The organism is Streptomyces sp. NPDC054757 (assembly GCF_053612185.1).
Genome location: NZ_JBSHBW010000001.1, coordinates 491,730 through 506,982 on the forward strand (window position 1 = coordinate 491,730; position 15,253 = coordinate 506,982).

Annotated in this window: 9 protein-coding genes; 4 read left to right on the top strand and 5 right to left on the bottom strand. The window is 70.7% G+C overall.

Annotated elements, in window-relative coordinates:
• Positions 1-422 precede the first annotated feature (422 nt).
• Positions 423-1,433, bottom strand: a complete 1,011-nt coding sequence (locus ACWGKJ_RS02240; RefSeq protein WP_385018749.1) for a polyprenyl synthetase family protein — start codon at positions 1,431-1,433, stop codon at positions 423-425.
• Positions 1,434-1,610: 177 nt separating this feature from the next.
• Between ACWGKJ_RS02240 and ACWGKJ_RS02245 the strand changes: the two genes are divergently transcribed.
• The 4 genes from ACWGKJ_RS02245 to ACWGKJ_RS02260 all read left to right on the top strand — a co-directional run bounded on the left by ACWGKJ_RS02245 (position 1,611) and on the right by ACWGKJ_RS02260 (position 7,517).
• Positions 1,611-3,125: a peptide MFS transporter gene (locus ACWGKJ_RS02245; protein ID WP_385018747.1), complete on the top strand. Its 1,515-nt coding sequence runs from the start codon at positions 1,611-1,613 to the stop codon at positions 3,123-3,125.
• A 12-nt stretch (positions 3,126-3,137) separates the two neighbouring features.
• A complete protein-coding gene (locus ACWGKJ_RS02250; protein ID WP_385018745.1) occupies positions 3,138-5,135 on the top strand; it encodes a CocE/NonD family hydrolase in 1,998 nt (665 codons plus the stop codon).
• A 514-nt stretch (positions 5,136-5,649) separates the two neighbouring features.
• Entirely contained in the window at positions 5,650-6,876 is a 1,227-nt protein-coding gene (fahA, locus tag ACWGKJ_RS02255) for a fumarylacetoacetase (RefSeq protein WP_385018743.1), read from the top strand.
• Entirely contained in the window at positions 6,873-7,517 is a 645-nt protein-coding gene (locus ACWGKJ_RS02260) for a GOLPH3/VPS74 family protein (RefSeq protein ID WP_385018741.1), read from the top strand. Before fahA ends, ACWGKJ_RS02260 begins: the two co-directional genes overlap by 4 nt.
• 276 nt (positions 7,518-7,793) lie before the next feature.
• On the opposite strand, the gene recQ is transcribed toward ACWGKJ_RS02260, so the two are convergent.
• The 4 genes from recQ to nuoL all read right to left on the bottom strand — a co-directional run bounded on the left by recQ (position 7,794) and on the right by nuoL (position 15,249).
• Positions 7,794-9,956, bottom strand: coding sequence for a DNA helicase RecQ (gene recQ / locus ACWGKJ_RS02265; RefSeq protein WP_385018739.1), 2,163 nt, complete (start codon positions 9,954-9,956; stop codon positions 7,794-7,796).
• Between the two features lie 171 nt (positions 9,957-10,127).
• The gene (gene nuoN, locus ACWGKJ_RS02270; protein ID WP_385018736.1) at positions 10,128-11,780 is read right to left on the bottom strand and encodes an NADH-quinone oxidoreductase subunit NuoN; all 1,653 of its coding nucleotides are present in this window, start codon (positions 11,778-11,780) and stop codon (positions 10,128-10,130) included.
• Entirely contained in the window at positions 11,777-13,348 is a 1,572-nt protein-coding gene (locus tag ACWGKJ_RS02275) for an NADH-quinone oxidoreductase subunit M (protein WP_385018734.1), read from the bottom strand. The genes nuoN and ACWGKJ_RS02275 overlap by 4 nt, the downstream gene beginning before the upstream one ends.
• Before the next feature lie 5 nt (positions 13,349-13,353).
• The gene (gene nuoL, locus ACWGKJ_RS02280; RefSeq protein ID WP_385018732.1) at positions 13,354-15,249 is read right to left on the bottom strand and encodes an NADH-quinone oxidoreductase subunit L; all 1,896 of its coding nucleotides are present in this window, start codon (positions 15,247-15,249) and stop codon (positions 13,354-13,356) included.
• Positions 15,250-15,253: the final 4 nt, after the last annotated feature.

Below are 15,253 nucleotides of genomic sequence, written 5' to 3' on the forward strand. Positions count from 1 at the left end.
GGCGGCGATCCGTACGGTCACGCTTGTCCACCCCGCGCCGCCATTCTCACCCGAATCGGTGGGGTGTGGTGCCGTCCATCTCACCAAATTCCCGGACGGTAAGCGTCAGCCCCCGGGAGCAACTGCGCCTACTGCTGCGGTATGACAGGCGCCACGGGCGACCCGCACCGCCCCGTAGGGGGAGCGCCCGGCAGGGAAGGGGCCACCCGTCCGAAGGACCCGCCCCGTGCGACCGGCCCAACCGACAGGTCTCGACGGACGGCGCCCACCGGACAGCACCCGAAGAACAGCAGAGGACCCGGCCGCTGACACGCGACCGGGTCCTGCGCCATCGAACCGACTCACATCGAACCGACTGCCACCGAACCGACTGATATCGGGGGCCGGCTGGCGTCGAGCCCACTGACATCGAGCCGACACCCTCACCCCACGCGGTGCACCACCGCGCCGCACAGCTCCTCAAGCGCCGTCTTCGCGAAGCACTCGGGCAGCGGCGCCAGTGAGGCCCGCGCCTCCTCCGCGTACCGCACGGTGTCCTGGCGTACCTGCTCCAGGGCCGGGTGGGCCCGCATCAGCCGCAGCGCCTCGGTATGCCGGGCGTCGTCCGTCAGATCGCCCGACAGCAGCTCGACCAGGGCGAGATCGTCCGGGCGGCCGTGCTCGGCGGCCTGGGCGCGCAGCCGCAGCACCGGCAGGGTGGGGATGCCCTCCCGCAGGTCCGTGCCGGGTGTCTTACCCGACTCGTGGCTGTCGCTCGCGATGTCCAGTACGTCGTCGGCCAGCTGGAACGCGATACCGAGCCGCTCGCCGTACTGCGTGAGGATGTTCACCACGCTCTCGTCGGCGCCGGACATCATCGCGCCGAACCGCCCGGAGACCGCGATCAGGGATCCCGTCTTGCCCGCGATGACATCGAGGTAGTGGCTGACCGGGTCGTGCCCGTCGCGCGGGCCGGCGGTCTCCAGGATCTGGCCGGTGACCAGGCGTTCGAACGACTCGGCCTGGATCCGTACGGCCTCCGGCCCCAGGTCGGCCAGGATGTGCGAGGCGCGTGCGAAGAGGAAGTCGCCGGTGAGGACCGCGACCGAGTTGTCCCAGCGTGCGTTGGCGCTGGGGACCCCGCGGCGCACTTCCGCCTCGTCCATGACGTCGTCGTGGTAGAGCGTCGCCAGATGCGTCAGTTCGACCACGACGGCGGAGGGTACGACCCCGGGCGCATACGGGTCACCGAACTGGGCGGCGAGCATCACCAGGAGCGGACGAAAGCGCTTGCCCCCCGCCCGTACCAGATGCTGCGCGGCCTCCGTGATGAAAGGGACGTCGCTCTTGGTGGCATCGAGCAGCCCGGCCTCGACAGCCGCCAATCCGGCCTGGACATCGGCCTCAAGTGCCTGGTCCCGCACGTTCAGCCCGAATGGCTCGACGACGGTCACGAGGGGATCTCCTGTCTGCTGACGATCACACGGATTGTCGATGTGTCGCTGTCCGCACTCAAGTCAGCGTATCCGGTCCTCTTTCGATCACCATGAGCGCCTGCCCGCCCACCCCGAGCACATGCCGGGCGTGACCGGTATGTTCAAAACAACTCGATTTGAATGGGAGCAGTACCTTTGTCCGGAACAGAGCCGCAGCCGGGACTCGCACCACCGTCCCAGCCCCCGCCGGAGCCGGGCGACGACCATTCGTTCTTCGGCCAGCCGCGCGGTCTGGCGACCCTGTCGGGACTGGAGATCTGGGAGCGGTTCTCGTTCCTCGGGATGCAGGCCATCCTCGTCCTCTACTTCACGGCCGCGGTCGACCAGGACGGTCTCGGCATGTCGCCGGGGGCGGCCGCTTCCATCTCCGCCGCCTACGGCACGCTGGTCTATCTGGTCTCGGTGGCGGGCGGCTGGCTCGCCGACCGCATCCTCGGCTCGTACCGCGCGGTACTCGGCGGCGGCATCCTCATCGCACTCGGCCACTACTCGATGGCGGTCCCGACGGCCGGGATGACCTGGGTGGGTCTGGGGCTCATCTCGCTCGGCACGGGGCTGCTGAAGCCGAATGTCGCCACCCTGGTCGGCAAGTTGTACCGGACCGAGGACCAGCGCCGCGACGCCGGTTTCGCGCTCTACTACATGTGCATCAACATCGGCGCCTTCCTCGGCCCCCTGGTCACCGCCTGGCTGGGTGACCACGAGGGCTGGCACTGGGGCTTCTCGGCGGCCGCCGTCGGGATGACGCTGGGTCTGATCCAGTACGTCCTGGGTCGCCGCACCATCGCCGGCCGCACCGAGCGCGCCGAGCAGGCGCTGCCGCCGGCCGCGATGCGCCGTGCGGTCCGGATGATCGTCGGCGGCGTGCTGGCCGTCGCCGTGGTCGCCGTGGTCCTCGGGCTCTCCGGCTGGCTGACGCTGGACCGCACCGTCGACGCGCTGACCATCGTCTCGGTGATCGCGCCGGTCGTCTTCTTCGCCGTGATGTTCCGCAGCCCCCGCGTGACCAGGCCCGAACGCGCTCATCTGCGCCCCTACATCGTGCTGTTCCTCGCCTCGGTGGTCTTCAACTTCATCCTCTTCCAGGCGTACTCGACGATGATCCTGCTCGCGTCGACCAACGCCAGGACGGACATCTTCGGCTTCCACTTCCCGGCCGGCTGGTACGCGTCGGCGCTCGGCGCCTTCGAGGTGGCGCTGGCCCCGGTGGTCGCCGCCGTCTGGGTCCGGATGGGCCGGCACCAGCCGCACGCCTCCAACAAGATCGCGATCGGCACCATCCTCGGCGGGCTCTCCTTCCTGATCATGGTCCCCGCCACGTCCGGCCGCACGGGCAGCGACTGGCTGATGTCCGTCTGGTGGATCGTCGGCTCGTACGCGCTGCTCGGGCTCGGCGACATCCTCGTCGAGACCTCCGGCATGTCCGCCACCACCAAGCTCGCGCCCGCCGCCTTCGCCAGCCAGACGATGGCGCTCTGGTTCCTGTCCCTCGCCCTGGCCAACGGCGTCCAGGCGCAGATCGTGAAGTTGTACGGCGAGGTCTCCGACCCGGCGTACTTCGGAGTCAACGGCGCCGTCGCCGTCGTCGCCGGGCTCGCGGTCGTCGCCGCCGCCCCCTGGCTCAGGCGCACCATGCACCCCGTCCACTGAGGAGCGCCTGCCGTGGCCCGAATCCGCACCGAATTCCCGTACGAGACCCGCCGCGAGGACGTCTGGATCCCGCTCGCGGACGGCACGCAGCTGTACGCCAGGATCTGGCGCCCGGTCAACGCGGCCGGACCGGTCCCCGCCCTGCTCGAATACCTTCCGTACCGGCTGTCCGACTGGACGGCACCGCGGGACTGGCAGCGGCACCCCTGGTACGCGGGCCACGGCTACGCGTCCGTCCGGGTGGACGTACGCGGTCACGGCAACTCGACCGGCATGCCCGGTGACGAGTACGACGCCCAGGAGCTGGCCGACGGGGTCGAGGTGGTGAACTGGCTGGCCGGGAGGGAGTGGTGCACCGGCAAGGTCGGGATGTTCGGTATCTCCTGGGGCGGTTTCAACTCGCTCCAGATCGCGGCCCTGGCCCCGGAGCCGCTGAAGGCGATCGTCACGGTCTGCTCCGCCGACGACCGCTACGACAACGACGTGCACTACATGGGCGGCTCGGTGCTCGCCGTCGACATGCACGCCTGGGCGGCCACGATGCTCGCCTTCGTGTCGCGCCCCCCGGACCCGGCGCAGGTCGGCTCGGTCTGGCGGGACATGTGGCTCAACCGTCTTGAGGCCGTCGAGCCGTTCATCCACACCTGGCTCGCCCATCAGACGCGCGACGACTACTGGAAGCACGGCAGCGTCTGCGAGGACTACCGGGCCGTCCAGCCGGCCGTCCTGGCCGTCGGCGGCTGGCACGACCCGTACCGGGACACCGTCCTGCGGCTGGTCGGGAACCTCGACCCGTCGCGGGTACGGGGGCTGATCGGCCCGTGGTCGCACCAGTACCCGGACCGGGGGCTGCCGCCCGGACCCGCGATCGGCTTCCTCCAGGAGACCCTGCGCTGGTGGGACCACCACCTCAAGGGCGAGGACAACGGGGTGATGGCCGAGCCGCTGCTGCGCTCGTGGATCAGCGAGTCGCACCCGCCCGCCACGGTCTACCCGGAGCTGCCCGGCCGCTGGGTCGGTGATACGGCCTGGCCGTCGCCGCAGGTCACCCCGGTGTCGTACGCGCTCCAGGGCGACCCGATGGAGGTCAGGTCACCGATGCAGACCGGTCTGGACGCCGGGCGGTTCTTCCCGTTCGGCAACGACTCCGATCTGCCGCCCGACCAGCGGGACGAGGACGCGAAGTCCGTCTGCTTCGAATTCCCGGTCCGCCAGGCCGCCATCGAGATCCTGGGCCGCGCGAAGGTGCATCTCTCGGTGCGCTCCGACGTCCCCACCGGGCAGGTCATCGCCCGGCTCTGCGACGTCGCGCCGGACGGGGCGTCCACACTGGTCACCCGGGGGGCGCTCAACTTCTCGGCGCGGCACGGCCGGGACCGGTCGGATCCGTGGGAGCCGGGCACCACCGAGTCGCTCACCTTCGAGCTGAACGGCGTCGGTCACACCTTCCCGCCGGGCCACCGCATCCGCCTCTCGGTCTCCTCCGCGTACTGGCCGTGGATCTGGCCGCAGCCCGACTCGGCGCACGGCTGGATCCTGGACCCGGCGGCCTCGACCATGGAACTCCCGGTCCGCGCGCACACCGATGACCACATCACCTTCGACGAGCCCGAGCAGTCGGAGCCGCTCGCGGTGGTCTACCCGGACAACCCGGAGGAGCGCCCGGAGCGTCTTGTCGTACGCGATGTGGCCAAGGGCGACTGGCGACTTGAGGTGGACCCGAGGTACGGAGGTACCCGGATCTACCCGGACGGCCTGGAGTTCAGCGAGGACGCGCTGGAGACGTACACGATCAACGAGGCGGATCCGCTGTCGGCGCGCACCCGCTCGGACTGGTCGATCCGGCTGCACCGCCCGGAGACCGGCTGGGACGCCCGCGTGCGGACCCGGTCCGAGATCACCTGTGACGCCCAGGACTTCATCACGTCGAGCGAGGTGGTGTGCCAGGAGGGGGACGAGGTGGTCTTCCGGCGGAGCTGGGAGAAACGGATTCCGCGTATCGCGGGGTAGGGGGGATGGGGCCGCTCTTCCTCTCGCCTTCCTCCTCTCCGGGGTGGCGCGTGAGGGCGTGGTGCCTGGGACGGGGCCCGGCCCGGGGCGTGGTGCCTGGGGGCGTGGCCCTTGTCCGGGCGTGGTGCCGAGGGGCCGAAAACGTGGGTGGCCCGGGGCGTGGAGTGTGGTGCTCCGGGGAGGGCAGTGCTCGGGGAGCGTGATGCGGCCGGGGCGTGGTGCGGGTGGGGCGTGGTGCGGGTGGGGCGTGGTGCGGGTGGGTTGTGATGCGGCCGGGGCGTGGTGCGGGTGGGTTGTGATGCGGCCGGGACGTGGTGCGGGTGAGCGCCTGCGGCGGGCCTGTCCCCTCCCCGCCCCTTCCCGAAGCCGGGGCGAGCCCCCGGCCCCCGGTGTCCTCAAGCGCCGGACGGGCTTGAAATGGCGGGACGCCCCTGAACCTTTCAGCGGCTGACGCGGCGCGCCCCGCCCCCGTACCGTGGGGCTGTCCACAGACCTGAAAGCGAGGCAGCACCCCATGCCTGAGCAGAGCCCGCTCGACCTCCCCGAAGGCGACCCCTTCGGCCCGCACAACCTGCCGTACGGAGTCTTCTCCACTCTTGAGGATCCCGGCCGGCGCAGGGTGGGGGTGCGGATCGGCGGCCATGTACTGGACGCGGGGGCGGCGGCGACCGCGCTCGGCTCCCCGTACAGCAGGCTGCTCGCACACCCCACGCTCAACCCGCTGCTCGCGGCGGGCCGTACGGCGTGGCGCGATGTGCGGCGCGCGCTGACCGCCTGGGTGACCGTCCCGGCGCACCGGCCGGTCATAGAGCCGCTGCTGCACCCGGTGGCGGGCGTCACGATGCACCTTCCGTACGAGGTCGCCGACTACATCGACTTCTACGCGAGCGAGCACCACGCGACGAACGTCGGCAGCATCTTCCGGCCCGACTCGGCGGCGCTGACGCCCAACTGGAAGCATCTGCCGATCGGTTACCACGGCCGTTCCGGCACGGTCGTGGTGTCGGGCACCGATGTCGTACGTCCTTCCGGGCAGCGCAAGGCGCCGTCGGACCCGGCGCCGGTCTTCGGGCCCTCGGTCAAGCTCGACATCGAGGCGGAGGTCGGCTTCGTCGTCGGCGTCCCGTCCCGGCAGGGCGAGCCGGTCCCGCTCTCCGGCTACCGGGACCATGTCTTCGGCCTCCAGCTGCTCAACGACTGGTCGGCGCGGGACATCCAGGCCTGGGAGTACGTGCCGCTGGGCCCCTTCCTCGGGAAGTCCTTCGCCACCTCGGTCTCGGCCTGGGTGACTCCGCTGGAGGCACTGGACGCGGCACGGACCGCGCCGCCCGCCCGCGAACTGCCCCTGCTGCCCTACCTGGACGACGCGACGGCCGAGGAAGCGGGCGGCCTGGACCTGCGGATCACGGTCAGCGTCAACGGACAGCCGGTATCCGAGCCGCCCTTCGCCGGGATGTACTGGACGGCTGCCCAGATGCTGGCCCATACGACCGTCAACGGCGCCTCGCTCCGCACCGGGGACCTGTTCGGCTCGGGCACGGTCAGCGGCCCTTCGCCCGAGCAGTGCGGTTCACTCCTTGAGATGACCTGGAACGGCACCCGGCCTCTCGAACTCGACGACGGGAAGCGGGCGTTCCTGGAGGACGGCGACGAGGTGACGATGACGGCCTGGGCGCCGGGGCCCGACGGGACCCGGGTCGGCCTCGGTGAGGTGACCGGAAGGATCGTGCCCGCGCGATGAGCCAGGAAGCGCCGACGCTCCCCGAGGAGCTGCTGCTCCTCGCCCTGGACCCGCGCCGGGGCAAGCCGTTCTGCCGGAACCGCTATCTGGAGTTCGGGATGGCCGGTGCGGCCCTGGCCGAACTGGAGCTGCAGGGGCGGATCTCCGAGGCGCGCGGCAAGGTGACGGTGGACCAGCCGTTGCTGCCGCACGATCCGGTGCTGGGGCGGGTGCTGGAGCTGCTGCCGGCCCCGGAGAAGCGGAAGTCCGGCGGGGGCGTCGGCGCCCGTTACTGGATCCGGCGGTCCGGCCGCACGGTGGAGGGGCTGTATCTGGACCACCTGGTGGACGGGGACGTACTGACCCGTGAGACGCACCGCCTCGCGGGGCTGCTGCCCTACCACCGCCATCCGGCGGGCCCGCTGAACTGGTCGGCCCAGGCCCGCGACCGCTTCCTGACGGCGGAGGCGGCCGGCTTCCCGGACCCGCGCAGCCGCGCCCTGGCGGCGCTCGTCTCGGCGGTGGGCCTCTCCCGGATCGCCGCCAGGGACGGCTGGAAGTCCCGCTCGGCGATGCGCCACCTGGTCAAGGAGGAGTGGGCGGCCTACGCGGTCCACCGCACCATCCAACGCGACCGCGCCAACCGGAGCGGCGGGGGGTGACGGGGAGCGGGGTGGCGGTCGGCCGCTGCCCCGCCCGGGCCGGCGGCTGACGGGGCGGCAGTTGGCCGGCCCCAGGGCCGGTCGGCCGGCCGGGGGCGGCAGTTGGCCGGCCCAAGAGCCGGTGGTCGGCCAACCGGTGACTGCGGTTGGCCGTCAAGACGGCGACTGGCTGGACCCAGGCAGCTGCGGGCGGCCAAGGCGGCGAGCGTCCCCGGGGCGGCCACGGCTGCGGGCGCCCGGCCCCACCCCCCGCGCGCCTCCTCCGTCCTCCCCGGCTCAGGCCCCGCCGAACGCCTCCGGATCGTCCGGGTGATCCGCGAAGTCCGGCTCGTCCCAGGCGCCCGGGTCCTCCGGGTCACCCTGGGCGGAGGGTCGGGCCGGGGCCGAAGGGCCGGGGCCGCCGGGCCGGGCCGCCCCCGGTGACGGCGCGGACGAGGCGGACGATGCCGGTGCGGTCACATCCGCGTCCGCACCCGCACTCGCCCCCGTACCCGCCAGCTCGGCCAGCTCGGCCAGCACGCCGAGCACGCCCTCCCCGTACGTCGCCAGCTTCTTCTCGCCGAGGCCGCCGATCCCGCCGAGCTCACCGAGCGTGCCGGGCCGCACCGTGGCGATCTCCCGCAGTGTCGCGTCGTGGAAGATCACATACGCCGGGACGCCCTGCTCCTTGGCCTGCTTGCCGCGCCAGCTCCGCAGCGCCTCGAAGACCGGCACCGCTTCGGCCGGCAGCTCGGCCGCCACGGCAGCCGACCTGGACTTCTTCTCCCCCTTGGCCGCCCTGACCGCCACCGGCTTCTCCGGCTCCTTGCGCAGCCGGACCTCGGTCTCCGCCGAAAGCACCGAACCACTGGTCCCGGTCAGCACCAGCGTGCCGTACTCACCCTCGACCGCCAGCAGACCCTGTGCCAGCAACTGCCGCACCACACCGCGCCACTGAGCCTCCGACAGGTCCTCGCCGATACCGAAGACGGAGAGCTGGTCGTGGTCGAACTGGATGACCTTGGCCGTCCGGCGGCCCAGCAGGATGTCGACGATCTGGCCCGCGCCGAACTTCTGTCTGCGCTCGCGTTCGAGCCGCACCACCGTCGACAGCACCTTCTGCGCCGCCACCGTCCCGTCCCAGGTCTCGGGCGGGGTGAGGCAGGTGTCGCAGTTCCCGCAGGCGGGGGCCGCCGCCTCCTGGCCGAAGTACTGGAGGAGCTGGGCGCGGCGGCAGTCCGCCGTCTCGCAGAGCGCCAGCATCGCGTCGAGATGCGCCGCGGCCCGGCGGCGGAACGCCTCGCCGCCCTCACCGCTCTGGATCATCTTCCGCTGCTGTACGACGTCCTGGAGCCCGTAGGTCATCCACGCCGTGGACGGCAGCCCGTCCCGCCCGGCGCGCCCGGTCTCCTGGTAGTACCCCTCCACCGACTTGGGCAGGTCGAGGTGGGCGACGAACCGGACGTCCGGCTTGTCGATCCCCATCCCGAAGGCGATCGTCGCGACCACCACGAGGCCGTCCTCGCGCAGGAAGCGCGACTGGTGGACGGCGCGGGTGCCCGCGTCGAGCCCGGCGTGGTAGGGCACGGCCTCCACGCCGTTCTTGCAGAGGTACTCGGCGGTCCGCTCGACGGAGGCCCGGGAGAGGCAGTAGACGATGCCCGCGTCCCCCGCGTGCTCCTCCTTGAGGAAGGCGAGCAGCTGCTTCTTCGGGTCGTTCTTGGGGACGATCCGGTACTGGATGTTGGGCCGGTCGAAGCCCGCCACGAAGTGCCGGGCGTCCGGCATCCCGAGCCGCTCGGTGATCTCCTGGTGCGTGGCGCGGGTGGCGGTGGCCGTCAGGGCGATGCGCGGGACGTCGGGCCAGCGCTCGCCGAGCAGTGAGAGCGCCAGGTAGTCGGGGCGGAAGTCGTGCCCCCAGCTGGCGACACAGTGCGCCTCGTCGATCGCGAACACGGAGATCTTCGCGCGGCTCAGCAGGGAGAGCGTGGCGTCGACCCGGAGCCGTTCGGGCGCCAGATAGAGCAGGTCCAGCTCGCCCGCGAGCAGCTCGGCCTCCACGGTGCGGCGCTCGTCGAAGTCCTGCGTGGAGTTCATGAAGCCGGCCCGCACACCGAGGGCGCGCAGCGCGTCCACCTGGTCCTGCATCAGGGCGATCAGCGGCGAGATCACCACGCCGGTACCTGGTCTGACCAGGGCGGGAATCTGGTAGCAGAGGGACTTTCCGCCACCGGTCGGCATCAGCACGACGGCGTCCCCGCCGTCCACCACCTGCCCGATGATCTCTTCCTGCTCGCCACGGAAGGCCTCGTAGCCGAAGACCCGGTGCAGAGTGCTGAGCGCCTCGCTCTCCGCGCCCCGCGCAGACGCGGTCCGCCCAGCCTGCTCCGTGCTCCCGGCCTGCTCCGTGCTCCCGGCCTGCTCCGTATGCTCGGCCACTGCCTCGCCACTCCCGCTCATCGTTCCGCCCCGCGTTCCATCGGTCCGTCCCCCGTCGCGCCGTTCTCCCGGGCGGCCGGTCACTCCCACCGGTCACGGCCGCCGCATCTCACTCCTGCCACGATAGGGTCCCGCACCGACATCCCCGGACACAGCGGCGTACGACGGCGGAGATCGTGTGCGGACGTACGGCTACCGGGCGAAGGATCCCGCCTGGCCCGCCAGGTCAAGGAAGTACTGCGGGGCGAGCCCCAGCACCAGCGTGACCGCGACCCCCACGGCGATCGTCGTCATCGTCAGCGGCGACGGCACGGCGACGGTCGGGCCGTCCGCCTTCGGCTCGCTGAAGAACATCAGCACGATGACCCGGATGTAGAAGAACGCGGCGATGGCGGACGAGATCACACCGACCACGACCAGACCGCCGGCCCCGCCGTCGGCCGCCGCCTTGAACACGGCGAACTTCCCGCTGAACCCACTGGTCAGCGGGATACCCGCGAAGGCCAGCAGGAAGACGGCGAAGACCGCCGCCACCAGCGGTGAACGCCGCCCGAGCCCCGCCCACTTGGAGAGGTGGGTGGCCTCGCCGCCCGCGTCCCGTACCAGCGTGACCACGGCGAAGGCGCCGATCGTCACGAACGAGTACGTCACCAGATAGAAGAGGACCGAGCTGATGCCCTGCGGTGTGGTGGCGATGACACCGGCCAGGATGAACCCGGCGTGCGCGATGGACGAGTAGGCCAGCATCCGCTTGATGTCGGTCTGGGTGATCGCGACGATCGCCCCGCCCAGCATGGTGATGATCGCGACGGCCCACATCACCGGCCGCCAGTCCCAGCGCATCCCCGGCAGCACCACGTAGAGCAGCCGCAGCAGCGCACCGAACGCGGCGACCTTGGTGGCCGCCGCCATGAAGCCGGTGACCGGGGTCGGCGCGCCCTGGTAGACGTCCGGGGTCCACATGTGGAACGGCACGGCGCCGACCTTGAAGAGCAGCCCGAGCAGGATCATCGCGCCGCCGATGAGCAGCAGCGCGTCGTTGCCCATGGTGTCGGCGAGCGCCGGGTCGACGTTCTGCACGGTGCCGTCGACCACGTCGGCGATCCTGGCGTACGAGACGGAGCCCGCGTACCCGTAGAGCAGGGCGATCCCGAAGAGCAGGAAGGCCGAGGAGAACGCGCCGAGCAGGAAGTACTTCACGGCGGCTTCCTGCGACATCAGCCGCTTGCGGCGGGCGACGGCGCAGAGCAGGTAGAGCGGCAGCGAGAAGACCTCCAGCGCCACGAAGAGCGTCAGCAGGTCGTTGGCAGCGGGGAAGACCAGCATGCCGCCGATGGCGAACAGCGCCAGCGGGAAGACCTCGGTGGTGGTGAACCCGGCCCTGACCGCTTCCTTCTCACTGTCGCTGCCCGGTACGGAAGCGGCCTGCGCGGCGAAGGAGTCCGTACGGTTGCCGTGCACCTCCGGGTCGAGCCTGCGCTCGGCGAAGGTGAAGACCGCCACCAGCGAGGCCAGCAGGATGGTGCCCTGCAGGAAGAGCGCGGGCCCGTCGACCGCGACCGCGCCCATCGCCGCGATGTGTGCCTTGGTCGAGCCGTACCCGCCGGCGGCCAGTGCGACGACCGCGGCGAAGGAGGCGACCACCGCGACGACGGTGAGGAACACCTGGGCGTAGTAGCGGCCCTTGCGCGGCACGAAGGCCTCGACGAGGACGCCCAGCATCGCGGCGCCGAGGACGATCAGCACGGGGGTGAGCTGCGCGTACTCGATGTGCGGGGTGGGGATCTTGCCGATGGGGCTCGCCGCCTGCGTCGTCCACAGGCTGTGGACAGCTGTTGCGCTCACTTCGCGGCCTCCACGGTGGGCTGGGGGTCCTTCTTCTGGACGTCGGACATGGTGTGCTTCACGGCCGGGTCGACGATCTCCGTCAGCGGCTTCGGATAGACGCCGAGGAAGACCAGGAGCGCGATCAGCGGCAGTACGACGACCAGTTCACGGACCTTGAGGTCCGCCATGCCCTGCACCGTGGCCCTGACCGGGCCCGTCATCGTGCGCTGGTAGAGCACGAGGACGTAGAGCGCGGCCAGCACGATGCCGACCGTCGCGACGATCCCGGCGGCCGGGTAGGCGCTGAACGTGCCGACCAGGACCAGGAATTCACTGACGAACGGGGAGAGTCCGGGCAGTGACAGGGTGGCGAGACCGCCGATCAGGAAGGTCCCGGCGAGGACCGGGGCGACCTTCTGCACCCCGCCGTAGTCGTCGATGAGCCGCGAGCCGCGCCGCGAGATCAGGAAGCCGGCCACCAGCATCAGGGCGGCCGTCGAGATCCCGTGATTGACCATGTAGAGCGTCGCGCCCGACTGGCCCTGGGTGGTCATCGCGAAGATGCCGAGGATGATGAAGCCGAAGTGCGAAACCGAGGCGTAGGCGATCAGCCGCTTGATGTCGCGCTGGCCGACCGCCAGGAGCGCGCCGTAGACGATGCTGATCAGCGCGAGCACCAGGATCACCGGGGTGGCCCACTTGCTGGCCTCCGGGAAGAGCTGGAGGCAGAAGCGCAGCATCGCGAAGGTGCCGACCTTGTCGACCACCGCGGTGATCAGCACGGCGACCGGGGCGGTCGCCTCGCCCATGGCGTTGGGCAGCCAGGTGTGCAGCGGCCAGAGCGGCGCCTTCACCGCGAAGGCGAAGAAGAAGCCGAGGAAGAGCCAGCGTTCGGTGCTGGTCGCCATGTGCAGTGAGCCGTTGGCCCGTGCGGTGGCGATCTCCTGGAGCGAGAAGTTCCCCGCGACCACATAGAGCCCGATGACCGCGGCCAGCATGAGGAGTCCGCCGACCAGGTTGTAGAGGAGGAACTTGACCGCCGCGTACGAGCGCTGGGTGGCCGCCGCCTCGTCGCCGCCCGCGTGCGCCCGGTCCCCGAAGCCGCCGATGAGGAAGTACATCGGGATGAGCATGGCTTCGAAGAGGATGTAGAAGAGGAAGACGTCGGTGGCCTCGAAGGAGAGGATCACCATCGCTTCCACGGCCAGGATCAGGGCGAAGAAGCCCTGTGTGGGGCGCCAGCGCGAGCTGTGCGTTTCCAGGGGATCCGCGTCGTGCCAGCCCGCCAGGATGACGAACGGGATGAGCAGGGCGGTCAGGGCGAGCATCACCAGCCCGATGCCGTCCACGCCCAGCTCGTACCGGACGCCGAAGTCCTTGATCCAGGCGTGCGATTCGGTGAGCTGGTAGCGGGCGCCGCCGGGGTCGAAGCGGACGAGCTGGACGGCGCCCAGGGCGAGTGTGCCGAGCGAGAAGAGCAGCGCGAGCCACTTCGCCGCGGTGCGCCGTGCGGCCGGGACGGCGGCGGTAGCGATCGCACCGATCGCCGGGAGCGCCGCGGTCGCCGTCAGGAGAGGAAAGGACATGGTGATCAGACCGCCCTCATCAGCAGGGTCGCGGCGACGAGGATCACTGCGCCGCCGAACATCGAGGCCGCGTAGGAGCGGGCGTAGCCGTTCTGCAGTCTGCGCAGCCGGCCGGAGAGCCCGCCGACGGATGCGGCCGTGCCGTTGACGACGCCGTCCACCAGGGAGTGGTCGAGGTAGACCAGCGACCGGGTGAGGTGCTCGCCGCCGCGGACCAGGACCACATGGTTGAAGTCGTCCTGGAGCAGGTCGCGCCGGGCGGCGCGGGTGAGCAGCGAGCCCTTGGGGGCGACCGCGGGCACCGGCTTGCGTCCGTAGACGAGCCAGGCGATGGCGACGCCGATGACCAGGACCACCATCGTCCCGGCGGTGACGACGCCGGCCCCGATGGGTGAGTTGCCCTCGGAGTGGCCGGTGACGGGTTCGAGCCAGTGCAGGAAGCGGTTGCCGATCCCGAAGAACGCACCGGCGAAGACCGAGCCGAAGGCCAGGATGATCATGGGGATGGTCATCGACCTGGGCGACTCGTGCGGGTGCGGCTCGTGGCCTTCCGCGTCCGGCACCCAGCGCTTCTCGCCGAAGAACGTCATCAGCATGACCCGGGTCATGTAGAACGCGGTGATACCGGCGCCCAGCAGGGCGGCTCCGCCGAGGATCCAGCCCTCGGTGCCGCCCTTCGCGAAGGCGGCCTCGATGATCTTGTCCTTGGAGAAGAAGCCGGAGAGGCCGGGGAAGCCGATGATCGCGAGATAGCCGAGGCCGAAGGTCACGAACGTCACCGGCATGTACTTCCGCAGGCCGCCGTACTTCCTCATGTCCACCTCGTCGTTCATGCCGTGCATGACCGATCCGGCGCCGAGGAAGAGCCCGGCCTTGAAGAAGCCGTGGGTGACGAGGTGCATGATCGCGAAGGCGTATCCGATGGGGCCGAGGCCCGCCGCCATGATCATGTAGCCGATCTGCGACATGGTCGAGCCCGCGAGAGCCTTCTTGATGTCGTCCTTGGCGCAACCGACGATCGCCCCGAAGAGCAGCGTCACCGCGCCGACCACCACGACGGCGAGCTGCGCGGTGGGCGCCGCGTTGAAGATCGCCCCGGAGCGGGTGATGAGGTAGACGCCCGCGGTCACCATGGTCGCCGCGTGGATCAGGGCCGAGACCGGGGTCGGGCCCTCCATCGCGTCACCGAGCCAGGACTGCAGCGGCACCTGGGCCGACTTGCCGCAGGCGGCGAGCAGGAGCATCAGTCCGACGGCGGTGAGCTTGCCCTCGGACGCGCCGCCCACGGAGTGCAGGACCGGACCGAAGGCGAAGGTCCCGAAGGTGGTGAACATCAGCATGATCGCGATGGACAGGCCCATGTCACCGACCCGGTTGACGATGAAGGCCTTCTTGGCCGCCGTCGCCGCACTGGGCTTGTGCTGCCAGAAGCCGATCAGCAGGTACGAGGCGAGGCCCACGCCCTCCCAGCCGACGTACAGCAGCAGGTAGTTGTCGGCGAGGACCAGCAGCAGCATCGCCGCGAGGAAGAGGTTCAGATAGCCGAAGAAGCGGCGGCGCCGCTCGTCGTGCTCCATGTAGCCGATCGAGTAGATGTGGATGAGCGTGCCCACACCGGAGATCAGCAGGACGAAGGTCATCGACAGCTGGTCGAGCTGGAAGGCGGCGTCGGCCCGGAAGCCGCCCACCGGGATCCAGCTGAACAGGTGCTGGTGCAGGGTGCGGTGGTCCGCGTTCTTCCCCAGCATGTTCACGAAGAGGACGGCTGCCAGGACGAACGACGCGGCGGCGAACACCGTGCCGAGCAGATGGCCGGCACGGTCGAACCGCCGCCCGCCGCAGAGCAGCACCGCCGCTCCGAGCAAAGGCGCTGCGATCAGCAGCGCAATCAGGTTCTCCACTGTT